The organism is Micromonospora sp. NRRL B-16802 (assembly GCF_001279555.1).
Lineage (GTDB): Bacteria > Actinomycetota > Actinomycetes > Mycobacteriales > Micromonosporaceae > Micromonospora > Micromonospora profundi.
Genome location: NZ_LGEB01000001.1, coordinates 350,070 through 372,522, shown reverse-complemented (window position 1 = coordinate 372,522; position 22,453 = coordinate 350,070). Strand labels below are relative to the sequence as shown.

General features: G+C 71.6%; 19 protein-coding genes. 11 read left to right on the top strand and 8 right to left on the bottom strand.

Annotation, left to right across the window (positions count from 1 at the left end):
• Position 1: 1 nt before the first annotated feature.
• Positions 2 to 628 carry a DUF4178 domain-containing protein gene (locus ADK66_RS01750; RefSeq protein WP_053652343.1) on the bottom strand — a complete coding sequence of 209 codons (627 nt, stop codon included), beginning with the start codon at positions 626 to 628 and terminating at the stop codon, positions 2 to 4.
• 177 nt (positions 629 to 805) lie between these two features.
• A complete protein-coding gene (clpB, locus tag ADK66_RS01745) occupies positions 806 to 3,397 on the bottom strand; it encodes an ATP-dependent chaperone ClpB (protein WP_053652342.1) in 2,592 nt (863 codons plus the stop codon).
• Positions 3,398 to 3,582: 185 nt separating this feature from the next.
• Between clpB and ADK66_RS01740 the strand changes: the two genes are divergently transcribed.
• The 3 genes from ADK66_RS01740 (at position 3,583) to ADK66_RS01730 (ending at position 5,938) form a co-directional block, all read left to right on the top strand.
• A complete protein-coding gene (locus tag ADK66_RS01740) occupies positions 3,583 to 4,083 on the top strand; it encodes a cation:proton antiporter regulatory subunit (RefSeq protein ID WP_053651907.1) in 501 nt (166 codons plus the stop codon).
• 5 nt (positions 4,084 to 4,088) lie between these two features.
• A complete protein-coding gene (locus tag ADK66_RS01735) occupies positions 4,089 to 5,294 on the top strand; it encodes a cation:proton antiporter (RefSeq protein ID WP_053651906.1) in 1,206 nt (401 codons plus the stop codon).
• 212 nt (positions 5,295 to 5,506) lie between these two features.
• The gene (locus tag ADK66_RS01730; protein WP_053651904.1) at positions 5,507 to 5,938 is read left to right on the top strand and encodes a hypothetical protein; all 432 of its coding nucleotides are present in this window, start codon (positions 5,507 to 5,509) and stop codon (positions 5,936 to 5,938) included.
• Between the two features lie 110 nt (positions 5,939 to 6,048).
• On the opposite strand, the gene ADK66_RS01725 is transcribed toward ADK66_RS01730, so the two are convergent.
• The 5 genes from ADK66_RS01725 to dnaK form a co-directional block, all read right to left on the bottom strand.
• Entirely contained in the window at positions 6,049 to 6,312 is a 264-nt protein-coding gene (locus ADK66_RS01725) for a hypothetical protein (RefSeq protein ID WP_053651902.1), read from the bottom strand.
• Between the two features lie 136 nt (positions 6,313 to 6,448).
• Positions 6,449 to 6,889, bottom strand: coding sequence for a heat shock protein transcriptional repressor HspR (locus ADK66_RS01720; protein ID WP_030332087.1), 441 nt, complete (start codon positions 6,887 to 6,889; stop codon positions 6,449 to 6,451).
• Positions 6,890 to 6,919: 30 nt separating this feature from the next.
• The gene (dnaJ, locus tag ADK66_RS01715; protein WP_053651900.1) at positions 6,920 to 8,107 is read right to left on the bottom strand and encodes a molecular chaperone DnaJ; all 1,188 of its coding nucleotides are present in this window, start codon (positions 8,105 to 8,107) and stop codon (positions 6,920 to 6,922) included.
• Between the two features lie 85 nt (positions 8,108 to 8,192).
• On the bottom strand, positions 8,193 to 8,951 hold the full coding sequence (gene grpE, locus ADK66_RS01710) for a nucleotide exchange factor GrpE (protein ID WP_053651898.1): 759 nt from the start codon (positions 8,949 to 8,951) through the stop codon (positions 8,193 to 8,195).
• Between the two features lie 47 nt (positions 8,952 to 8,998).
• Positions 8,999 to 10,873, bottom strand: coding sequence for a molecular chaperone DnaK (dnaK, locus tag ADK66_RS01705; protein WP_053651896.1), 1,875 nt, complete (start codon positions 10,871 to 10,873; stop codon positions 8,999 to 9,001).
• Between the two features lie 220 nt (positions 10,874 to 11,093).
• Here dnaK and ADK66_RS01700 point away from each other — a divergent pair, with 220 nt between their 5' ends.
• From ADK66_RS01700 to ADK66_RS01690, 3 genes are read left to right on the top strand one after another with little or no spacing between them, the layout of a single operon-like run.
• Positions 11,094 to 12,935 (top strand): GTPase domain-containing protein, encoded by a 1,842-nt coding sequence (locus ADK66_RS01700; protein WP_053651894.1) that lies wholly within the window; start codon positions 11,094 to 11,096, stop codon positions 12,933 to 12,935.
• Positions 12,932 to 14,617, top strand: coding sequence for a GTPase (locus ADK66_RS01695; RefSeq protein WP_053651892.1), 1,686 nt, complete (start codon positions 12,932 to 12,934; stop codon positions 14,615 to 14,617). The genes ADK66_RS01700 and ADK66_RS01695 overlap by 4 nt, the downstream gene beginning before the upstream one ends.
• 49 nt (positions 14,618 to 14,666) lie before the next feature.
• A complete protein-coding gene (locus ADK66_RS01690) occupies positions 14,667 to 15,890 on the top strand; it encodes a hypothetical protein (RefSeq protein WP_053651890.1) in 1,224 nt (407 codons plus the stop codon).
• Positions 15,891 to 16,097: 207 nt separating this feature from the next.
• Here the strand turns inward: ADK66_RS01690 and ADK66_RS01685 are convergent, their stop codons facing one another.
• Entirely contained in the window at positions 16,098 to 16,721 is a 624-nt protein-coding gene (locus ADK66_RS01685) for a phosphatase PAP2 family protein (RefSeq protein WP_053651888.1), read from the bottom strand.
• Positions 16,722 to 17,040: 319 nt separating this feature from the next.
• Between ADK66_RS01685 and ADK66_RS01680 the strand changes: the two genes are divergently transcribed.
• From ADK66_RS01680 to ADK66_RS31755, 5 genes are all read left to right on the top strand, one after another.
• Positions 17,041 to 17,598: a hypothetical protein gene (locus tag ADK66_RS01680; RefSeq protein ID WP_053651886.1), complete on the top strand. Its 558-nt coding sequence runs from the start codon at positions 17,041 to 17,043 to the stop codon at positions 17,596 to 17,598.
• A gap of 689 nt (positions 17,599 to 18,287) precedes the next feature.
• Positions 18,288 to 19,466, top strand: a complete 1,179-nt coding sequence (gene pdhA, locus ADK66_RS01675) for a pyruvate dehydrogenase (acetyl-transferring) E1 component subunit alpha (RefSeq protein ID WP_053651884.1) — start codon at positions 18,288 to 18,290, stop codon at positions 19,464 to 19,466.
• Positions 19,466 to 20,455 carry an alpha-ketoacid dehydrogenase subunit beta gene (locus tag ADK66_RS01670; RefSeq protein WP_053651882.1) on the top strand — a complete coding sequence of 330 codons (990 nt, stop codon included), beginning with the start codon at positions 19,466 to 19,468 and terminating at the stop codon, positions 20,453 to 20,455. The genes pdhA and ADK66_RS01670 overlap by 1 nt, the downstream gene beginning before the upstream one ends.
• A 5-nt stretch (positions 20,456 to 20,460) precedes the next feature.
• The gene (locus ADK66_RS01665) at positions 20,461 to 21,945 is read left to right on the top strand and encodes a dihydrolipoamide acetyltransferase family protein (protein ID WP_053652341.1); all 1,485 of its coding nucleotides are present in this window, start codon (positions 20,461 to 20,463) and stop codon (positions 21,943 to 21,945) included.
• Between the two features lie 222 nt (positions 21,946 to 22,167).
• Entirely contained in the window at positions 22,168 to 22,305 is a 138-nt protein-coding gene (locus ADK66_RS31755) for a hypothetical protein (RefSeq protein WP_167946334.1), read from the top strand.
• Positions 22,306 to 22,453: the final 148 nt, after the last annotated feature.

The following is a 22,453-nucleotide window of genomic DNA, read 5'->3' as shown; positions in this document are numbered from 1 at the left end:
GTCAGACCGCTCCCGGTCCGGCCTGCGGGTACACCATCACGTCAGCGCGGTGCAGTTGCTCGCCCCGGGCGACCTCCCAGCCGGCCTGCCCGTACGCCTCGAAGGAGAGCCGCTCGCCGCTCGAGGTCCGGTAGTCGTGGTAGCGGACGGTGCCGTTCGGGTCGAGTCCGGTGCTGCCGACGGCCGTGTAGCGGGCCTGGCCGGACTCCTCGGCGGCGTAGCGGCGGCCGGCGAAGTCGAGGGTGTGCGCACCCGGGGTGATCGTCGCGGCCGGCTCGGCGGTCCAGAGCACCAGCTCCAGGTCCGGGTCCTCCTCCACGGAGAGCCACCGCTTGTCACCGTCGACGGTGTCCAGCAGGTGCTCGGCCCAGCTCCAGCTGCCCTCGGCGAAGTACACCGAGCCGCGGACCGCGTACGACACGCGGCGGATCTCGACGATGTCGCCGGGCTTGAGCCTGCGCGGGTCGCCGCGAAGCGCGTCGCTGTCGGTGTCGCGGAACGGGTCCACGGGTGCCGCCGGCGGGGCCTGCTTGCGACTCTTGCGCAGAGCCACCAACGCCACCACTATGCCGGCGACTCCGACCAGACACCCAAGCGTCGTCACCACGTACGCCATGGCACCGTTCATGCCGACCACCTCCCCAAGTGCGTCGGCGCAGACGGTAACAACCCCGCGCACCTGGGGAAACTCAAGCACGAGCCGGTAATCGCCCGACTACCGAGCGTTCCATCAGGTGTCCCAGGTTCGGGGGACAGACGGAGCCGACCCCGCCGGCGGGGCGGGGTCGGCTCCGGGTGGGACGGCTCAGCCTGCGCTGACGGCCAACCCCTCCTTGCTGTCGGCGAGGTCGACCTTGACGGTGTCGCCGTCGCGGATGGTGCCGGAGAGCAGGGCCCTGGCGAGCTGGTCTCCGATCGCGGTCTGGACCAGGCGACGCAGCGGGCGAGCGCCGTAGATCGGGTCGTAGCCATGCTCGGCGAGCCACTGACGCGCGGGCTCGGTGATGTCCAGCCCCAACCGGCGGTCGGCGAGGCGGTTCCGCATCCGTTCGAGCTGGATGTCCACGATGGAGCGCAGATCCTCCCCGCGCAGCGCGGCGAAGACCACGATGTCGTCGAGACGGTTGAGGAACTCCGGCTTGAAGTGCGAGCGGACCACCGCGAGAACGCCCTCGCGGCGCTGCTCCTCGGCCAGCATCAGGTCGCTGATCACCGACGACCCGAGGTTGGAGGTGAGGATCAGGATCGCGTTGCGGAAGTCCACGGTGCGGCCCTGACCGTCGGTGAGCCGACCGTCGTCGAGGACCTGGAGCAGCACGTCGAAGACGTCCGGGTGGGCCTTCTCCACCTCGTCCAGCAGGATCACCGAGTACGGCCGGCGGCGCACCGCCTCGGTGAGCTGCCCGCCCTCCTCGTAGCCGACGTACCCGGGCGGGGCGCCGACCAGGCGGGCGACGGAGTGCTTCTCGCCGTACTCGCTCATGTCGATGCGGACCATCGCCCGCTCGTCGTCGAAGAGGAATTCGGCGAGCGCCTTGGCCAGCTCGGTCTTACCGACACCGGTCGGCCCGAGGAAGAGGAAGCTGCCGGTGGGGCGGTCGGGGTCGGCGACGCCGGCGCGTGCCCGGCGTACCGCGTCGGAGACCGCTCCGACGGCCTCGGCCTGGCCGACGACCCGGCTGCCCAGCGACTCCTCCATCCGGAGCAGCTTGGCCGTCTCACCTTCCAGCAGCCGGCCCGCGGGGATGCCGGTCCAGGAGGCGACGACTGCCGCGATGTCGTCCGCGCCGACCTCCTCCTTGAGCATCGCCCCGTCGGCCTGGAGCTGGGCGAGCTCCTCCTCGGCCTGCTTCAGCTCGACCTTGAGGGCGGGGATCCGGCCGTAGCGCAGCTCGGCGGCGCGCTCCAACTCGCCGTCCCGCTCCGCCCGCTCGGCCTCGCCGCCCAGGCGCTCCAGCTCCTCCTTGGCGGTGGACAGCTTGGTGATGTGACTCTTCTCGGTCTGCCAGCGCTCGGAGAGCACAGTGAGCTGCTCACGCTTGTCGGCCAACTCCTGACGCAGCCGGGCCAGCCGCTCGGCGGAAGCGGCATCCGGCTCCTTGGCCAGCGCCATCTCCTCGATCTCCAGCCGCCGGACCGCCCGCTCGATCTCGTCCACCTCGACCGGCCGGGAGTCGATCTCCATGCGGAGCCGGGACGCCGACTCGTCGACCAGGTCGATCGCCTTGTCGGGCAGGAACCGGTCGGTGATGTACCTGTCGGACAGCGACGCGGCGGCGACAAGCGCGGCATCGGTGATCCGGACGCCGTGGTGCACCTCGTAGCGCTCCTTGAGGCCACGCAGGATGCCGATGGTGTCCTCGATCGTCGGCTCGCCGACCAGCACCGGCTGGAAGCGGCGCTCCAACGCCGGGTCCTTCTCGATGTGCTCGCGGTACTCGTCAAGCGTGGTCGCACCGACCATCCGCAGTTCGCCGCGGGCCAGCATGGGCTTGAGCATGTTGCCGGCGTCCATCGAGCCCTCGCCCTTGCCGGCGCCGACGACCGTGTGCAGCTCGTCGAGGAACGTGATGACCTGCCCGTTGGAGTTCTTGATCTCCTCCAGGACGGACTTGAGCCGCTCCTCGAACTGGCCGCGGTACTGGGCGCCGGCGACCATGGCGCCGAGATCCAGCGATACCAACTTCTTGCCGCGCAGCGACTCGGGGACGTCGCCGGCCACGATCCGCTGGGCCAGGCCCTCCACGATCGCGGTCTTGCCGACACCGGGCTCGCCGATCAGCACCGGGTTGTTCTTGGTACGCCGGGAGAGCACCTGGATGACCCGGCGGATCTCCGAGTCCCGGCCGATGACCGGATCGATCTTGCCGTCCCGTGCGCTGGCCGTCAGGTCGACGCCGTACTTGGCGAGGGCCTGGTAGGTCTGCTCGGGGTCAGCGGTGGTGACCCGACGGTCGCCACCCCGGACGGTCGGGAACGCGGCGACAAGGGTCTCCTCGGTGACGCCTGCCGACTTCAGCGCGCTGGCCACCGCGCCACCGACCCGGGCGAGGCCGGCGAGCAGGTGCTCGGTGGAGGTGTACTCGTCGCCCAGCGGACGGGCGATCTGCTCGGCGGCGCCGATGGCGTTGACGAACTCCCGGGCCAGGGTGGGCTCGGCGAGGCTGGAGCCGCGTGCGGCCGGCAGGCCGTCGACAGCGCGCTGGGCTGCCCGACGCAGCTCGGCGGGGTCGGCCCCGACGGCGCGCAGCAGGCCGGTGGCTGTCGAACCGTCGGTGTCCAGCAGCGACAGCAGCAGGTGCCAGGGCTCGACGGTGGCGTGGCCGCGCTGGTTCGCGAGTGCGACGGCGCCGGTGATGGTCTCGCGGCTCTTGGTGGTGAGGCGTTCGGCGTTCATGGGCTCCCCCGGATCGGCGTTGTCCATTGGGTTGGACACAACCAGAGTTGAGCGTATTCCACTCAACCTTACCGCTGTGACACCCATCACTCGCGGCGACGCCACCGCCAGTCAGGGCCTTCGATTGCCGAGGGGTCACTCATCTCCGGATCTGCCGCCTGTTCCGGAAGCTGTAGCCTTGCCCGGTGCGAGTACGTGTCGAGCAAACCGCCCTGCCGGGCATCGGCGTGCGTCATGATCTGGTGACGGAGTCTGGACGCCGCCTGGGAGTCGTTTCCCACCGGAACGGCCGCCGTGATCTTGTCCTCTACGATCCGGACGATCCCGATTCCTGCCAGTCGGACATCCCGCTCACCGACGACGAGGCGGAGGCGTTGGCCGACATCCTCGGTGCGTCGCTGATGCTCGGCCAACTGTCCGGGCTGCGCGAGCAGGCCGCCGGTCTGCTCACCGAGCAGATCGCCATCCCGGCCGGCTCGCGGTACGTCAACCGGATGCTCGGTGACACCAAGGCACGCACCCGCACCAGCGCCTCCATCGTGGCGGTGCTGCGCGACGGTGAAGTCAACGTCTCACCGCTTCCCACCTTCCGCTTCGCAGCCGGCGATGTGGTGGTCGTCGTCGGGACCCGCAAAGGGCTCGACGGCGTGTCCGCCATCCTCGCCGACAGTGACCCGGACGGCTGAGGCGGATGCACGATTCCACAACCCTTCTCATCGAAGTCGGCGCGCTGCTCCTCCTCCTCGGGATCCTCGGGCGGCTCAGCCGCAGGGTGGGCCTGTCACCCATCCCGCTCTACCTGCTCGCCGGGCTCGCCTTCGGCCACGGCGGGCTGCTGCCGCTCGGCGCCAGCGAGGAGTTCTTCGCTGTCGGCGCCGAGATCGGCGTCATCCTGCTGCTGGTCATGCTCGGCCTGGAGTACTCGGCCAACGAACTCGTCGGCAACCTCCGCTCGGCTGCCCCGGCCGGCCTGATCGACGGCGTACTCAACGCGCTGCCCGGTGCGGCGTTCGCCCTGCTGCTCGGCTGGGACTGGGTGGCCGCCCTGGTGCTCGGCGGCATCACCTGGGTCTCCTCGTCCGGGGTGATCGCCAAGGTCCTCGGCGATCTGGGCCGGCTCGGTAACCGGGAGACACCGGTGATCCTCTCGGTGCTCGTCATCGAGGACCTGGCGATGGCTCTCTACCTGCCGCTGGTCACCGCCGTACTCGCCGGCACGGGCCTGATCGGCGGCGGCATAGCCCTCGCCGTCGCGGTGGGCACCGTCCTGGTGGTGCTTGTCCTCGCCATCCGGTACGGCCACCTGATCTCGGCCGCGCTGTCGGCGAAGGACCCGGAGGCGCTGCTGCTCGGCGTACTCGGTCTGACCCTGCTGGTCGCGGGCATCGCGGCGAAGCTCCAGGTGTCCGCGGCGGTCGGCGCGTTCCTGGTCGGCATCGCGCTCTCCGGGCCGGTGGCGCACCACGCCACCGAGATGCTGTCGCCGCTGCGGGACCTGTTCGCCGCAGTGTTCTTCGTCTTCTTCGGCCTGGTCACCGACCCACGGGACATCCCACCGGTGCTGCTGCCGGCGCTCGCGTTGGCCGTGATCACGATGGCGACGAAGACGCTCACCGGATACCTCGCGGCCCGCCGGGTCGGCATCGGCGAGCCGGGTCGCTGGCGGGCCGGCCTGGCACTCGTACCCCGTGGGGAGTTCTCCATCGTCATCGCCGGGCTGGCGGTGGCGGCCGGCAGCGTCGAGCCGCGGCTGGCCGCGCTGGCCACGGCGTACGTCCTGATCACCGTGGTGACCGGTCCGATGCTGGCCCGACTGCCGGACTTCCAGTGGTTCAAACGGTGGCTACGCAGCCGCGCGCTCATCCAACGAAGCGCGCCGATCCCCGTCCCCGACTGACCTCGCCGCCGCCGCTGTCGTGCCGTCGACAAGCACGACAGCGGCGGCGACGGTCAGCGGATCTTCCGTTCAGACCAGCACAGCCAACGGTTGCCGAATTGCGCCCCTGCGGGTACTACCGCAGCAACCGGCGGGCAGGTTACCGTTTCGCCCCAGCAGCCACGGTCCGCAGGTGGCCAGTGCCGACGCGGGCGAGAGCGGAAGGTTGGCCGGTGAGCGTGCAGGAGTCGACGTTCCACGGCTTTGCCAACCCCGTCGATCCGACTCCGGCGGAGTTGCGAGCCTGGGCATTCCAGCCCGATTCGGTGCCGCTTGCTTCCATGCCGCCCGACTGGGACCTCCTCGTCTCCGGCGACCGGCTGGTGCTGACGCTCTTCGACCTGGCCATGGACCCGACCTGCCCGGCTCGACGCTTCGCGCTGCACTGCCTCTACATCTACGCCGCCGACGGCATCCGGACGAAATTCCGCGCCCACCCCAAGCGGCGCTTCCGCAAGCTGGTCGAGCAGGCCGAACGCGACGGCGACGAGTTGATGAGAATCTGGGCGCACAACGGCCGGGTACTCCTCGCCCGACCGGACCTGTTCGTCTACCGGGACTGGTGCGAAGGCGGCCTGGTCCGCGAGAACCGCCGCCTCGGCTGACAGTCCGGCCCCACGCCCTGGAACTCGGACGAGGCGCGACCGCCGGCCGAACAGGCGATGAGCGACGGGCCGGGACCCCCCGTGGGTCCCGGCCCGCACATCGTTACCGGTCAGTCGTGCTTCCGGCCGGGTTCAGGCCGAACACGGTCGCCGGAGTCAGCGCGGCCACCGTGGTCAGTGCGCTCGCCGTGGTCAGCGCGCTCGCCGTGGTCGGCCTCGTCGGCGCGGTCACCGTGGTCGGCGAACCGCCCTTCGACGATCCGGTCCCGGAAGCTGCCCTCGGTCACCTTGTCGAACTTCGCGCGGACGGTGTCGGCCAACTGTTCCAACCGGTCTTCCGTCTGCTCCGCCAGCTTCTTCGTCGGCCCCGCCATCGTTCTCCCCTCATCGCGCCGATAGGCCCGAATTGAGGCGGTAGGACCCGTATTGACAGGCTAACGGAAAGGGTCCGGCCCGCGCCGAAAAATCGACACGGGCCGGGAGCCGGGAACGACGAAGGTGAGCTACGGGTCAGCGGTCCGGCGTACGGCGGGGACGCCACACCACAAGCGCCGTGGACGTGCGGTTGGTCGGCACCAGGTCACGGCCCGGGAAGCGGGCCAGCGACTCCAGCTCGGCCACCCGGCGGTACGCGGCGTCCAACTCCGCCTCCAGCCGGGCCACCCGCTGCTGCGCCTGCTCCAGCAGCCGTTCCAGCCCGATGATCCGCTTGACGCCGGCAAGGTTGATCCCGTCGTCCTGACTGAGCCGCTGCACCTCGCGCAACAGCACCACGTCCCGAACGCTGTACCGGCGTCCGCCGCCAGCGGCCCGGCCCGGCTGCACCAGCCCCAGCCGGTCGTACTGGCGCAGGGTCTGTGGGTGCATCCCCGCCATCCGTGCCGCGACCGAGATCATGAGCACCTTGGCCTCGTAGGCCGGGTCACCCGAACCGAGGAACTCGCCCGACATCCCGCTCACCTCCGCGTCCATCCCACCGGACTAACTGACCCGACGCACCCGGGCGTCGAGATGTTCCCGCGCCGCCGCCGGACTCTGCTCGGCGAACGCCTCAAGTGCCGTGCGCGCCTCGTCGGACAGGCGGGCCGGCACCACCACCTCCAGCGTGACCAGCAGGTCGCCGGCCTGCCCGTCACGGCGGACCACACCCTTGCCCCGGGCCCGCAGCACCCGCCCGCTGGGCGTACCCGGCGGAACCCGCAGGGTCACCGCACCGTCGAGCGTGGGCACCCGCAGGTCCGTGCCCAGCACGGCCTCCGCGAAGGTCACCGGCACGGTCAGAGTCAGGTCGTCTCCGGTACGCCCGAACAGCTCGTCCGGTCGAACCTTGACGTGCACGAACAGGTCACCAGCCGGTCCGCCGCGCTCACCTGGCTCACCGCGCCCGGCAAGCCGGATGCGCTGGCCGTCGGCCACTCCGGCAGGGAAGCGCACGTTAAGCGTGCGGGTCTTTGTGACACCGCCGCTGCCGTGGCACTCCGGGCACTTCTCCTCCACGACCGTGCCGACGCCCTGACAGTTGCGGCACGGCTCGGAGAAGCTGAACGACCCCTGGTCCCGAGTCGTCACGCCAGCGCCGTGGCACACCGGGCAGGTACGCGGCTGGGTGCCGGGCTTGGCACCGTTGCCGTGGCAGGTGTCGCAGACGCCCGGGGCGCGCAACGTCAGCGGCAGGGTCACCCCGCGGACCGCGTCGCCGAAGTCCAGCGCCACCTCGGTCTCCACGTCCCGGCCGCGGGCCGGACCACGCGCAGTTGCCTGCCCGCCCGCCTGCCCGCCGGAGAAGATCGAGCTGAACAGATCCTGGAAGCCGGCACCGCCGAAGCGACGGTCACCGCCACCGCCCGCACCGCCACCGAACAGGTCGGACACGTCGAACGGCACGCCGCCCGGCTGGCCGGAGCCACGGGCGTTGCGCCGGAACGCGCCCGAGCCGAACAGCGAGCGCATCTCGTCGTACTCCCGGCGACGGCCGGCGTCCGACAACACGTTGTACGCCTCGGACACGGCCTTGAACCGCTCCTCGGCCTTCGGGTCGCCCGGGTTGTGATCCGGATGCGATTCCCGGGCCAGCTTGCGGTACGCCTTCTTGATGTCATCCGCGGAGGCGGCCTTGTCCACGCCGAGCACGGCGTAGAAGTCCTTCTCGAGCCAGTCCTTCGAACTCACCGGTCCACCTCCTTTCGACCGTCGTGGCCCGGCCGTCCCGCCCACCGCTGCGCGGGGGACGGGACGGCCCGGTCACTGTCTCGCACTATTCCGGATCCGCGACCGCTACCAGCGCGGGGCGCAGCAGCCGCTCACCGAGCTGGTAGCCGCGGCGCATGACCTGCACGCAGGTCGGCTCGCTGACGTCGGCCGAGGTCTGGTGCGCGACCGCCTCGTGCCGGGTCGGGTCGAACGGGTCGCCCTGCTCGCCGAAGGCGGCCAGGCCGAACTTGCCCAGCGCGGTGGTGAGCTGCTCCGCCACTGAGCCGAACGGCCCGACCAGGTCGCCGTGCTCCCTCGCCCGGTCGAGGTCGTCGAGGATCGGCAGCAGCGCGGCCAGCACAGAGCCGGTCGCCTGCTCCTGCACCAGGCTGCGGTCCCGGTCGACCCGCTTGCGGTAGTTGGCGTACTCCGCCGACACCCGCTGCACGTCCCTGGTCCGCTCCTCCAACTCGGCCCGGAGCGCCTCCAGCTCGGCACCGAGTGACGTCCCGGTGCCGCCGCCGTCGACGGGCTGCGCCGGGGCGTCCACCACCGGCGGACCGGACGGCGTCGACCCTTCGACAGAGGTCGCCTCGATCTCGATCTCGTCGACCACTACCTCGGCATCCTCGACGAGGCCCTCGGCCGAGACGTCGCTCCCCGCGTCGGTGGCGGTGCCCTCCGGCTCCGTCGTGTCGGTGAGCTTGCGGTTGTTGCGGATGACCACCCGCTCCTCGTCACCGGTGGCTGGCTCCGTGGGCGCGGAGCCACCTCGCGTCGACCCGGCGTCGTCCGGGTCGGCGGCTCGTGACTTCTGCGTCATGCGGCTACCTCATCCCTTCGCCGTGGATACGTGCCGGAGGCCGACGGTCACTTCTTGCCGTCCTCGTCCACGATTTCCGCGTCGACCACGTCGTCGGGACCGCCGGCAGCACCCGCCTGCGGGCCGGTCGCACCGGGACCTGCCGCACCCGGGCCGGCCTCGCCGCCGGGCTGCTGGCCCTGCTCGGACTGCTGCGCGTAGAGCAACGAGCCGGCCTGCTGGGAGACCTGCGCCAGGCGCCCGTGCGCCGACTTGATCTTCTCGATGTCCTGACCGCCGAGGGCACCACGCAGCTCGCCGAGCGCCTCGTTGAGCTGCTCCCGGTTCTCGCTGGGCAGCTTGTCGCCACTCTCGGCGAGGAACTTCTCGGTCTGCCACTGGAGCGCCTCGGCCACGTTGCGGGTCTCGGCGTCGTCGCGGCGGCGCTTGTCCTCCTCCGCGTGCTCCTCGGCGTCCCGGCGCATCCGCTCGATGTCGTCCTTCGGCAGCGAGGAGCCGCCGGTGATCGTCATCTTCTGTTCCTTGCCAGTGCCCAGGTCCTTGGCGTGCACGTTGACGATGCCGTTGGCGTCGATGTCGAAGGTGACCTCGATCTGCGGCACGCCGCGCGGCGCCGGCGGAAGGCCGGTCAGCTCGAAGGTGCCGAGCTTCTTGTTGTAGGACGCGATCTCCCGCTCACCCTGGAACACCTGGATGAGCACCGACGGCTGGTTGTCGTCCGCAGTGGTGAACACCTCGGAGCGCTTGGTCGGGATTGTGGTGTTGCGCTCGATCAGCTTGGTGAAGATGCCGCCCTTGGTCTCGATGCCCAGGCTCAGCGGGGTCACGTCGAGCAGCAGGACGTCCTTGACCTCGCCCTTGAGCACGCCGGCCTGCAGAGCGGCGCCGACGGCAACGACCTCGTCCGGGTTGACGCCCTTGTTGGGGTCGCGACCGGTGAGCTGCTTGACCAGGTCGGTGACGGCCGGCATCCGGGTGGAGCCGCCGACCAGGATCACGTGGTCGACGTCGGAGACCTTGATCCCGGCGTCCTTCACGGCCTGCTCGAACGGGCCCTTGCAGCGGTCCAGCAGGTCCTGCGTCATCCGCTGGAACTCGGCGCGGCTGAGCGTCACGTCCAGGTGCAGCGGGCCGGCCGCGCCAGCGGTGATGTACGGCAGGTTGATGTTGGTGGTGGTGGCGGCGGACAGCTCGATCTTGGCCTTCTCGGCGGCCTCACGGAGCCGCTGGAGCGCCATCTTGTCCTGGCCCAGGTCGATGCCGTGCTCGCCGCGGAACGTCTTGACCAGGTGGTCGATGATCCGCTGGTCCCAGTCGTCCCCACCGAGCTGGTTGTCACCGCTTGTGGACTTGACCTCGACAACGCCCTCGGCCAGTTCGAGCAGCGACACGTCGAAGGTGCCGCCGCCGAGGTCGAAGACCAGGACGGTCTGCTCCTTGGAGCCCTTGTCCAGCCCGTACGCCAGGGCGGCCGCGGTCGGCTCGTTGACGATCCGCAGCACGTTGAAGCCGGCGATCTCACCGGCCTCCTTGGTCGACTGGCGCTGGCCGTCGTTGAAGTAGGCCGGGACGGTGATCACCGCGTCGGTGATCTGCTCACCCAGGTACGCCTCGGCGTCCCGCTTGAGCTTCATGAGCGTCCGGGCCGAGATCTCCTGCGGGGTGTACTTCTTGCCGTCGATGTCGACGGACCAGTTGGTGCCGATCTCCCGCTTGACCGAACGAATCGTCCGGTCCGGGTTGGTCACCGCCTGGCGCTTCGCGACCTCACCGACGAGCACCTCGCCGTTACGGGCGAACGCGACGATCGACGGGGTCGTCCGCGAGCCCTCAGCGTTGGCGATGACGGTGGGCTCACCGCCCTCGAGAACGCTGACGCAGGAGTTCGTCGTGCCGAGGTCGATACCGACCGCACGTGCCATCTTCGCTTCCTCGCTTCGTAAGGTTGTGCAGGTGGCGGGTGTTGCCCGCGACTGCCTGGCGGGCGCCGCCCGCAGCGGGCCCCACCACAAGTTGAGTGAACTTGACTCAATAGTGCCACGCGTTGGCGAATCGTCAAGTCGAGTTGAGCCGACCCGACGCAACCCAGACGTTATTACCGTCCGGTTGTCTTCCCTTGCATCGGTCGGGCACGCTTTAGCGGTGACGACGCACGGCGATTCCGCCACCCGTTCCGGCGCGCCCGCCGTCGCAGCCCGCACCGGCCCGCCGGACGCCGCGGAGGAGCCGCCCGCCACCACCGGGGACGACAGCCTCCCCGGCGCGCTGACGGGCCTCCGGGCCGCGATCGGTGCCGCCCGGTATCCCCTCGCGCTGCCCTCCGCCAACTCCGCCCGGCACACCGCCACGGCCCTCACCGACCAGCTCGACGACTACCTGCTGCCCCGGCTCGCCCGCCTGGACGCCCCTCTGCTCGTGGTGGTCGGCGGCTCCACCGGCGCGGGCAAGTCGACGCTTGTCAACAGCCTGGTGAAGGCCCGCGTCAGCGCCGCCGGTGTGCTCCGGCCCACCACCCGCTCGCCGGTGCTGGTCTGCAACCCGGCCGACGCCACCTGGTTCCGGCAGGGTGACCTGCTGCCCGGGCTGACCCGCACCACTGAGCCCAGCGAAGACCCCCGCGCCCTGCACCTGGTCACCGCCCCGGCCCTGCCGCCCGGCCTGGCCTTCCTCGACGCACCCGACATCGACTCGGTCGTCGACGCCAACCGGGCGCTCGCGAGCCAACTGCTCGCCGCCGCCGACCTCTGGCTCTTCGTCACCACCGCCGCCCGGTACGCCGACGCGGTGCCCTGGGAACTGCTGCGCAGCGCGCGGGCCCGGGGCGCGGTGATCGCCATGGTGCTGGACCGGGTGCCCGCCGAGGCCAGCGATGAGATCGCCGCGCACCTGACCGAAATGCTCGCCGAGCAGGATCTGGGCCGGGCACCTCTCTTCGTCCTCCCGGAGACCTGGGTCGACGGCCAGGGGCTGCTCCCGGAGGGCGTCACCGCGCCGCTCGCCGACTGGTTCGCCCGGCTGGCCGCCGACGCCGACGCCCGCGCCGCCGTGGTCCGGCAGACCCTGGACGGCGCGCTGGCCGCCCTGCACCCCGCCGTCGAGGAGCTGGCCGACGCCGCCGACGAGCAGGTCGCCGCCGCCGACGGTCTGGACGAGCGCGTCCGGGGCGCCTACCGGGGCGCCGAGCGGACTGTCGAGCAGGGCCTGCGGGACGGCCGGCTGCTCCGCGGCGAGGTGCTCGCCCGCTGGCAGGAGTTCGTCGGCACCGGCGAGTTCTTCCGCACGCTCGAAGCACGGATCGGTCGAATACGGGACCGGCTGGTGGCCGCCGTCACCGGTCGGCCTGCCCCCGCCGCCGAGCTGCGCAACGCCATCGAGTCGCAGCTCGTCACACTGCTGCGCGGGGTGGCGTCCGAGGCCGCCGAGGCCGCGTACACCGGGTGGAAGGCGCATCCGGCGGGCACCGACCTGCTTGAGCCGGGGCTCGCCCACCCGAGCGACGACCTGCCCGAACGCGCCGAGCGGATGGTCCGGGACTGGCAGCGCGGCGTGCTGGAACTCGTCCGGGTCGAGGGCGGCGACAAGCGGTTCGTGGCGCGCACCGCCGCGTACGCGGTCAACGCCACAGGGCTGGCCGTGATGATCGCCGTGTTCGCCTCCACCGCGTTCATTCCCACCGGGTTGGAGCTGGCCACCGGGGCCGGCACGACCGTCGCCGCCCAGGCCGTACTCCAGGCGATCTTCGGCGACCAGGCGGTGCGTACCCTTGCCGCGAAGGCCCGCACCGACCTGCTGGCCCGGGTACGGGCGCTGCTGGACACGGAGGCCGACCGCTTCCTGGCCCGCACCGCCGAAGCCCGGCCCGCCGCGGCGGCCGGTGACGAACTGCGCCGCGCCGCCGGCCAGGTCGAACTGGCCCGGCACCGCAGCGGCCTGGCCACAGGCAGCGACCTGCCGGCGGGCGGCGACGAGGAGGACTCCCGGTGACGAACATCGCCGGCCGGGTACGCGAGGCGTTCCGGGGTGACCAGCGCATCGACCCGGATGCGTTGATCGCCCGCGTCGACGCGGTACGCCGGTTCCTGACCGCCGTCGACGGCCTGCTGCCCGACGCCGATCTGGTGCCCGCGCACACCCTCGTCGAACGGGCCGGCACCCGGCTCGCGCTGTCCCGCGACCACACAGTTGTCGCCCTCGCAGGCGCCACCGGCAGCGGCAAGTCCAGTCTCTTCAATGCCCTGGCCCAACTGGAACTCTCGCCGGTAGGGGTCCGCCGGCCGACCACCGGCGTCACCCATGCCTGCGTGTGGGGTCCGCTGGAGGGCGCCAACCGGCTGCTCGACTGGACTGGTGTGCTGCCTCGGCACCGCTTCGTCCGCGAGAGCGCCCTCGACGGGGACGACGAGACGGCCCTGCACGGGCTGATCCTGCTCGACCTGCCCGACTTCGACTCGGTGCAGCGGTCCCACCGGCTGGAGGTGGACCGGCTGCTCGGCCTGGTCGACCAGGTGGTCTGGGTGGTCGACCCGCAGAAGTACGCCGACCGGGTGATCCACGACAGCTACCTGCGCGAGTTCCACAGGCACCGCGACGTCACCCTCGTCGTGCTCAACCAGGCCGACCGGTTGCCCCCGGCCGAGCTGCCTCGGGTCCTGGACGACCTGCGCCGGCTGCTCGACAGCGACGGGCTGACCGGAGTTCCACTGCTTGCCACCACCGCCATCGACCCGGCCGGGATGGTCGGGCTGCGCAACGCCCTGGAGCGGACCGTCGCCGAGCGGCAGGCCGCCCTGCGCCGGCTGGCCGGCGACGTCGACTCGGTGGTCGCCGGGCTCGACGAACTGGTCGGCTCGGCGCGACGCCCGGCCGGGCCGGACGACGCGGCCGTCGCCGGACTGAACCGGGCGCTGGCCGGCGCGGCAGGTGTGCCGGCGGTGGCCGAGGCGGTCGAGCAGGCGTACCGGCACCGGGCCGGCGCGGCCACCGGCTGGCCCGTGGTACGAGGCTGGCGTCGGCTCCGGCCCGACCCGCTGCGGCGCCTGCACCTACCCGGCCCGACCGGCGACCAGGCCGACCCGGCGGAGAGCCTTGTCGCGGCGACCTCGGTCCCGGACCCGACCGCCGCCCAACGCTCGGCGCTCGGCCTGGCGATCCGCGCGGTGGCCGACCGGGCCGCCGCCCACCTGCCCGCCGCCTGGCCGTCAGTTGTCACCGCGGCCGCCCGGTCCCGCCTGAACGACCTGCCCGACGCGCTGGACCGCGCCATCGCCAGCGCCGACCTCGGCCTGGACCGGCGGCCGCTCTGGTGGCGGGTCGTCGGCGCTGTGCAGTGGCTTGTCACCCTCGCCGCCGTGGTCGGGCTGGGCTGGCTGGTGCTCGGGTACGCGCTGCGGGTGCTCGGCCTGCCAGCGTTGGACAACCCGATGGTCGGCCAGGTGCCGCTGCCCACCCTGCTGCTGCTCGGCGGGCTGCTGGCCGGGCTTCTGGTGGCGGCGCTGACCCGCCCGGTGACCCGCTGGGCGGCCCGACGGGCACGCGGTCGGGCGCAGCAGCGACTGACGGTGAAGGTGGCCGACGTGGGGCACGAGTACGTGCTCGTTCCGGTGCGGACCGTGCTCGCCTCGTACGAGCAGGCACGGGAGGCGCTGGGGGACGCCGCCCACCGTTGACGCATCGCTACCGCTCTGCACAGCCCCTCCGGCGGCGTAGGGTCGGAGCATGGCCACGCCTCAGACCCCCTACGACGCGGTGCTGCACGCCGCACGCGACGTGACCAAGCTGGAGTCCGCCCTCGACGCCGAGATGCTCGGCAGTGCCCTGCTGGGCAGTGTCTACGCGATCGCGGAGACCGACCGCGACACCGCCGTACGGGAATTCGTGACCGGGTTCCTCGCCGCCACCGCCCGCCGCCGGATCGCGTCGGCGACCACCATCCGGCAGGTCTTCGCCATCCTCGTCCCGAACGCCGAGGGCGCCGAGCGGGTCCGTCCCGGCAGCCAGGCGCCCGCCTGGTCGGGTCAGCTCGGCCGGGTCCACCTCACCGGCAGCTGGGCGTACGGCGACGTGTACGGCGACCAGACCTCCTACCTCGCCACCTTCGCGTACGACGACGCGGCAGGCGGCCCGGAGCACGCGCTTGTGGCCCTCGTCGACCACAACATCGGGGTCACCAAGGACATCTTCGTCGGCGGGCCGGCGGAGCGGATCCTGGACCAGGTCCGGCAGATGTGCGCCGAGGACGAGCTGACCTGGTTCCGCACCGAGGACCCGTCCCGGCTGCGGGGCGAGGTGGCCCGCCATCTCTCGGTCACCGACGACCTGAGCGAGCTGCCCGGTGAAGGCTCGCTCGCCACCGACCGCGCGCTGGTGGGCGCCCGGCTGGCGATGCTGCCCACTGCCGCCGCCCCGACCAGCCCGGCGGAGGTCGAGCCGCTGTCCGCCGCCGAGCGCACCGACCTGGTCCGGCGTTTCCTTGCCGCTCCGGAGGCCGCGCGGTTCGGCCTCGACACCGTCGACGGCCCGGAGCTCGCCTCGCTGCACTTCTGCCTGAGCCTGCTGCTGGACCACTCGGCGACCTTCCCGGACGCCGACCCGATGCGGTGGAGCCCTGCGGTGTCCGGGCTCTTCCTGCTCGACTGGGTGCACCGCCGTGCCGTGCTCGACATGGACGACGCGGCCATGCTGCCCCGGGTGCTCCGCGCCTGGGCCCGGTACGCGTCACGCCAGCGCGGGCTGCCCGAGGCCGCCGCGACACGCACCGACGAGGCGATCGAGGAGATGGTGCCGGAGTTCGCGCGGCTCTACTCGACCGGCGAGCGGCGCAGCCCGGCCACGGCTGCGGTAGCCCAGCTGATGGCAGACGGCGTGGATCCGGACGACCCGGCCGCGCTCGACGCCTGGATCGAGGCGAACCGCCACCGCCTGGCCGACGACGGCGCCTGACGGCGCCAGCGCCGGGCGGGAGATTTCGCGCCGGGCGGCGTGAGCGTCTGACGACGCCGGGCGGCGTGTGCGTTCTGATGGGCGCCGGGCGGCGTGTGCGTCTGATGGGCGCCGGGCGGCACGGGGCTTGACGGCTCCGGGCCGGCCAGCGCGGGTTCCCGCACGCCCTGCCTCCGCACGGCTCGATACACGCAGCGGCAGGTTCGCTCAGCGCAGCAGACCGAAGGCGAGAGCGGCGATCAGCGCGCCGACCACGCCTCCGGCAAGCACCTGCGGCACGGTGTGGTCGCGCAGTCGCACCCGGGACCAGCCGACCACCGCGAGCAGCGGTGCGGCGACGAGGAAGCCGCGTCCGAAGGTCATCGCCAGGATGACCAGCGTGCCGGCCGCCACCGCCGAGTGGATCGACATCTTCCACCAGTGGCTCACCGACACCGCGACCACCAACCCCACCAGCCCGGCCACCGCCAGCGCCAGCAGCGGCCGTGGCGCACCGAGCACTGTGAGCAGGACGAGCCCTGCCGTGACCGAGCCGAGGCCGACCAGCAGCGGTACCCGCCGCTGCTCCCGACGGCCGATGTGGTGGTCGGTGAACCGGCCCCGGCGCACCCCGCCGAGGATGTAGGCGAACGGGATGCCGGTGACGAAGAGCGTGGCGAGCAGGCCCCACGCCAGGCCGCGGCCACCGCCCGGGGAGCTGTGCCAGCTCACCGCGATCATCAGCAGCGACACCAGCACAGCCGGCGCGGTCAGCTCGGTGACCAGTCGGGCGATCCGCAGCCCCGGGCCGGGCCGGACGGCGACCGGGCGGGGCTCCGCACCGCCGCCCACGCCACCCCCTCCGGTACGTGCCTACCGTGGACCGTCGCCGCCCGTGTCGGTGGCGCCTGATCGTCACCGTACCGCTGCTGGAGCGGTGGGATGCCTCGGTCCGGCCGGCTAGGAGCCGACCGTAGGCGGCGGCGCGGTCCGGGTGAGCCGGGCGCCCGACGTCAGGGAGGGCCGGGAAGCCGGCGCTGTGGGGGCGACGGTCCGGAAAGCCGGCACCGTGGGAGTGGCGGTCCGGGAGGCCGAAGCCGTGGGAGTGGCGGTCCGGGTAGGCGGCCCGGCGGGAGGTGTGCACGGCGGTGTGCCGGCCGGCACGCTGTAGGTGCTCGTCGGGACGGCCGTGGGCGTCACCGGGTCCGTGGCCGTGGGCGTCACCGGGTCCGTGGCCGTGGGCGTCACCGGGTCGGTCGCGGTAGGCGTTACCGGGTCGGTCGGCGTCGGGCTCGGCGTGGGTGTCGGGGTCGGGTCGGGGTCCGGCGGCCCGGTGGGCGACGGCACCGGCGACGGACTGGGCGGGCGCGCGGCCGGTGGGGTGCTCCGGGTCGCACGCGGTACCGGCGGCGCGGGGGCGGCCCGGTGTGCGGGCACCCTGTCGTCGGCCGTCGGCCCGGACCTTGACTCGTCCGCTGCGGGTCGGGGAGCCGCGGGCAGCCAGCCAGGGGTCGTCGTCGGATTGGCGCCGGGCGTGCCCGGTGGTGGGAGCGCCGGCTGGGCGGTCATCGGCATCGGGATGACCACCGGCCCGACCGACGGCGTCGGGATGAACGGTGTGCCGCTGTCCGGTAGGGCGGTGCTGCCCTGGGTGGCCGAGCCCGCGCTGATCGCGGCGAGGATGGGCATTGACGCGGTGCCGACGAGTAGCGCGACGGTGAGCAGGTAGCCCCGGGAAGGGCCGCCGATGCCTGGTGCGCGGTGCGCCCCGACCACCCGGCGGTATCCACCAGCGGCCCGGTGTCGGCCGAGCAGCGGTACACCGGCACCGTCACCTGGCTCGTCCACCGCGCCCCCTTGTCGTTCGTCGCTGTCGTTCGTCGCTGTCGTTCGCTGCTGTCGTTCGCTGCTGTCGTTCGTCGCTGCGGGAGAACAGGCGTCGTCGCCCGGAAGCCGGCAAACCACCCGATCAACGCGATCCTGTGGCAATCAGCCTGACTTAGTTACCGTCCGTCAGCTAGTCCCCACCGCGTGTCGACACGCAGCACTGACCGAACGGTGACGAATCATCGCCGGATCGCCCGGTGGACGCGCTACGGCACGATGAAGACAAACGGCAGCAAACCGTAGACGTTCGGAATGCGGGGCAGGCGTACTGTGGGCGCGCTCACCTGCTCTGCGAATATGGAGCACGACGGCAACGCAGCCGTGACCGCCGCGCACCCTCGCGGCAGGCGCGGCCCGGCGCCGGCGCTCCCGAACCGGGTTCAGCCAAGAATCCGGCTCACGCCGCGCGGCAACCCCCACCGGGGCTAGGCGCGGCCGCCAGGAACCGGCCCGGCAGCAGCCGGGCAGGCGCACGAGTTGCGCGGCCGGGTGACCCCCCGGTGCCGCCGCAGACACGACAGGGAGACACCGATGGCAAAGGGCGACCCCGGGGGTACCCCCACCCGCGGCAGGCGGGCTGCACCCCGCTCCAAGAAGCGCGCGACCGGCGATCCGGACCTGGTACAACTGCTCACCCCCGAAGGCGAACGGATCGACAGCGTCATCGGGCCGGACGGCATCGAGTACCGCGTCGACTTCACCGACGAGGAGTACCGCGGGCTCTACCGCGACCTGGTGCTGGTCCGCAAGCTGGACGCCGAGGCCACCGCGTTGCAGCGGCAGGGCGAGCTGGGCATCTGGGCCAGCCTGCTCGGCCAGGAGGCGGCCCAGGTCGGCTCCGGGCGGGCTCTGCGTACGCAGGACATGGCCTTCCCGACCTACCGGGAGCACGGCGTCCTCTACTGCCGGGGCATCGACCCGATCATGCCGCTCGGCCTGTTCCGCGGCGTCGACCAAGGCGGCTGGGACCCGAACGAGTTCAAGTTCAACATGTACACGATCGTGATCGGGGCGCAGACCCTGCACGCCACCGGTTACGCCATGGGCATCACCATGGACGGCAAGACCGGCACCGAGGACGGCGAAGCAGTGATCGCCTACTTCGGCGACGGGGCCACCAGCCAGGGTGACGTCAACGAGGCGTTCGTCTGGGCCGGCGTGTTCAACGCGCCGATGGTCTTCTTCTGCCAGAACAACCAGTACGCGATCTCCGAGCCGCTGGAGCGGCAGACCCGCATCCCCCTCTACCAGCGGGCCGCCGGCTTCGGCTTCCCCGGCATCCGGGTGGACGGCAACGACGTGCTCGCCACGTACGCGGTCACCCGCACGGCGCTGGACAACGCCCGGCACGGGCAGGGTCCGAGCCTGATCGAGGCGTACACCTACCGGATGGGCGCGCACACCACCTCCGACGACCCGACGCGTTACCGGATCGCCAGCGAGGTCGAGGCGTGGCAGGCCAAGGACCCGATCGCCCGGGTACGGGCGTTCCTGGAGAAGCAGCAGATCGCCGACGCCGCCTTCTTCACCGAGGTCGACGAGCAGGCCCGCCGCGAGTCGGTGCACCTGCGCGAGCGTGTGCTGGCCATGCCCAACCCGGAGCCGGTGACGATGTTCGACCACGTCTACCCCAACGGGTCTCCGCTGCTGGACGAGCAGCGTGCGCAGTTCAGCCGCTACATGGAGTCGTTCGAGGGGAGCGCGCACTGATGGCCACGGAGACGCTCACCCTCGGAAAGGCCCTCAACACCGGTCTGCGCCGCGCCCTGGAGAACGACCCCAAGGTCATCATCATGGGCGAGGACGTCGGCAAGCTCGGCGGCGTCTTCCGGATCACCGACGGGCTCCAGAAGGACTTCGGCGACCAGCGGGTGATCGACACCCCGCTCGCCGAGTCGGGCATCATCGGCACCGCCGTCGGCCTGGCCATCCGTGGCTACCGGCCGATCTGCGAGATCCAGTTCGACGGCTTCGTCTACCCCGCGTACGACCAGATCGTGTCGCAGGTGGCAAAGATGCACTACCGCTCGCGAGGCAAGCTCAGCATCCCCATGGTCATCCGCATTCCGTTCGGCGGCGGCATCGGCGCTGTCGAGCACCACTCCGAGTCGCCGGAGGCGTACTTCGCGCACACCGCCGGCCTGAAGGTGGTGTCCTGCTCCAACCCGCAGGACGCGTACGTGATGATCCAGCAGGCTGTCGCCTCGGACGACCCGATCGTCTTCCTGGAGCCCAAGCGGCGCTACTGGGAGAAGGGCCAGGTCGACCTGGACGCGCCGCTGTCCGAGGCGTACCCCCTGCACTCGGCCCGCGTGGTGCGGCCCGGCAGCGACGTGACAGTGCTGGCCTACGGGCCGATGGTGCGGACGTGCCTGGAGGCGGCGACCGTCGCCGCCGAGGACGGCCGGGAGCTTGAGGTCATCGACCTGCGGTCACTGTCCCCGCTGGACCTGACGGCCGCGTACGAGTCGGTGAAGCGCACCGGCCGCGCGGTGGTGGTGCACGAGGCGCCGTCGAACATCGGCCTCGGTGCCGAGTTGGCAGCCCGGATCACCGAGGAGTGCTTCTACTCCCTGGAGTCGCCGGTGCTGCGGGTCACGGGCTTCGACATCCCCTACCCGGCGGCCCGGGTGGAGGAGGAGTTCCTGCCCGACCTGGACCGGGTGCTCGACGCCGTCGACCGCACGTTCGGATGGTGAGCGCCATGTCCCGGATCAAGGAATTCAACCTGCCCGACCTGGGTGAGGGGTTGACCGAGGGCGAGATCCTGACCTGGCTCGTCAAGGTCGGCGACACCATCGAGCTGAACCAGCCGATCGTCGAGGTCGAGACCGCCAAGGCCGCAGTGGAGATCCCGGCGAAGTGGGCCGGGCAGGTGCAGGCGATCTTCCACCCGGAGGGCACCACTGTCGAGGTCGGCAGCCCGATCATCGCCATCGACACCGACCCGGGCGCGGGCCCGCTGGAGGCGCCGTCGACCACGGCGACCCCCACGGGCGACCTGCCCACCCCGTCGGCGGCCTCCCTGGCCGCGGTCGAGGTGGCGCCGGCGGAGGGCATGGTCGAACCCGGCCTGATCGGCGGCCCCGCCCCGGGCGGACGCACGGCGGTCCTGGTCGGCTACGGCCCCCGAACGACAACAGCAAAACGCCGCCCCCGCAAAGCCCTGCCCCCCACCCCGGCCCCGGCCCCCACCGCGGTCGATCATGGAGTTGTGGTGGGTGACAAACCCGCTGCTATCCCCATGATTCCGGCACCACAAGTCCATGATCGACGCGATGAGGTGAGTGGCGGCGGGCTTGTGCTTGCCAAGCCTCCTGTTCGCAAGCTCGCCAAGGACCTTGGCGTCGACCTGCGCGCGCTCACCGGTTCGGGGCCGCTCGGCTCGATCACCCGGGAGGACGTACAGCAGGCGGCGAGCGGTGCCACCACGGCCGCCGAGCCGGTCGCCGTCACGTCGGTGGCGACGAGCGCCGCGAGCTTCGGCGCCGACCGCGAGCAGCGCATCCCGGTCAAGGGGGTACGCAAGCTCACCGCCGAGAACATGTCCCGCTCGGCGTTCACGGCCCCGCACGTGACTGAGTTCCTGACCGTCGACGTGACCCGGGCCATGAAGGCGCTGGACCGGCTGCGTGGCCGGCGGGAGTGGCGCGACGTACGGGTCTCGCCGTTGTTGCTCGTGGCGAAGGCCGTGCTGCTGGCCGTGCAGCGGCACCCGATGGTCAACTCGACCTGGGCCGGCGACGAGATCGTGGTCAAGGAGTACGTCAACCTCGGTATCGCGGCAGCCACCGAGCGCGGCCTGATCGTGCCGAACGTGAAGGACGCCGGCCGGCTCTCGCTCCGCGAGTTGGCGGACGCGCTGAACGAGCTGGTGCAGACGGCGAAGTCCGGCCGCACCTCGCCGGCGGCCATGTCCGGCGGCACCCTGACCATCACCAACGTCGGCGTGTTCGGGGTGGACACAGGTACGCCGATCCTGCCTCCGGGCGAGTCGGCGATCCTGGCCTTCGGCGCCGTACGGGAGATGCCCTGGGTGCACAAGGGCAAGGTCAAGGCGCGTCAGGTCACCACTCTGGGGCTGAGCTTCGACCACCGGATCATCGACGGTGAGTTGGGCTCGAAGTTCCTGCGCGACGTGGGCGACTTCCTCACCGATCCGGAGGCGGCGCTGCTCGCCTGGACCTGACAGGTTCGAACGCCAGGCCACACGGCCGGTGTGCCACGGGTTAACGCCCGGCACACCGGCCGTGTCCGTTGAGCGACGAAACAGTCGGCCAGGCGCCCACTCCACCTTCGATCGTTAGGCAGGTGTCTCAGCTCACCTAACAATCGATGGATTTCCGCCTCGGCATGCGGTTAAATAGACGCATCAGGGGCCGACAATCGAATAAGCCAGGGGGACCCACCAATGAGCATGATCGAGCGAATCCGCAACCACCGCGTCGCCACCCGCCGCGCCCGTGCCATCGAGCACGCGCTGCGTTCGGCCAACTCGCCGTCGGTTCGTGACGAACTCCTCGTCATCGCCCAGCGTCACGTGAGCTGACGCTCCACGACATTCCGCACCCTCCTCCAGATCGATGGCCCACCCGGTTCCGGGTGGGCCATCGGCGTTCCACCACTACCTGGACCGGGATTCCGCCCTGCCGCAGCGCCCGGTACCGTGGGCTTCGGTCGCCGCCGGCCGGCACTGC

Bases quoted from the DNA above. Each gene is read 5' to 3' on its own strand.
- ADK66_RS01665 (WP_053652341.1), top strand. From the start codon at position 20,461: ATGTCCCGGATCAAGGAATTCAACCTGCCCGACCTGGGTGAGGGGTTG.
- ADK66_RS01725 (WP_053651902.1), bottom strand. From the start codon at position 6,312: ATGGCGGGGCCGACGAAGAAGCTGGCGGAGCAGACGGAAGACCGGTTG.
- ADK66_RS01735 (WP_053651906.1), top strand. From the start codon at position 4,089: ATGCACGATTCCACAACCCTTCTCATCGAAGTCGGCGCGCTGCTCCTC.
- clpB (WP_053652342.1), bottom strand. From the start codon at position 3,397: ATGAACGCCGAACGCCTCACCACCAAGAGCCGCGAGACCATCACCGGC.
- ADK66_RS01670 (WP_053651882.1), top strand. From the start codon at position 19,466: ATGGCCACGGAGACGCTCACCCTCGGAAAGGCCCTCAACACCGGTCTG.
- pdhA (WP_053651884.1), top strand. From the start codon at position 18,288: ATGGCAAAGGGCGACCCCGGGGGTACCCCCACCCGCGGCAGGCGGGCT.
- ADK66_RS01690 (WP_053651890.1), top strand. From the start codon at position 14,667: ATGGCCACGCCTCAGACCCCCTACGACGCGGTGCTGCACGCCGCACGC.
- ADK66_RS31755 (WP_167946334.1), top strand. From the start codon at position 22,168: ATGAGCATGATCGAGCGAATCCGCAACCACCGCGTCGCCACCCGCCGC.
- grpE (WP_053651898.1), bottom strand. From the start codon at position 8,951: ATGACGCAGAAGTCACGAGCCGCCGACCCGGACGACGCCGGGTCGACG.
- ADK66_RS01720 (WP_030332087.1), bottom strand. From the start codon at position 6,889: ATGTCGGGCGAGTTCCTCGGTTCGGGTGACCCGGCCTACGAGGCCAAG.
- ADK66_RS01750 (WP_053652343.1), bottom strand. From the start codon at position 628: ATGAACGGTGCCATGGCGTACGTGGTGACGACGCTTGGGTGTCTGGTC.
- dnaK (WP_053651896.1), bottom strand. From the start codon at position 10,873: ATGGCACGTGCGGTCGGTATCGACCTCGGCACGACGAACTCCTGCGTC.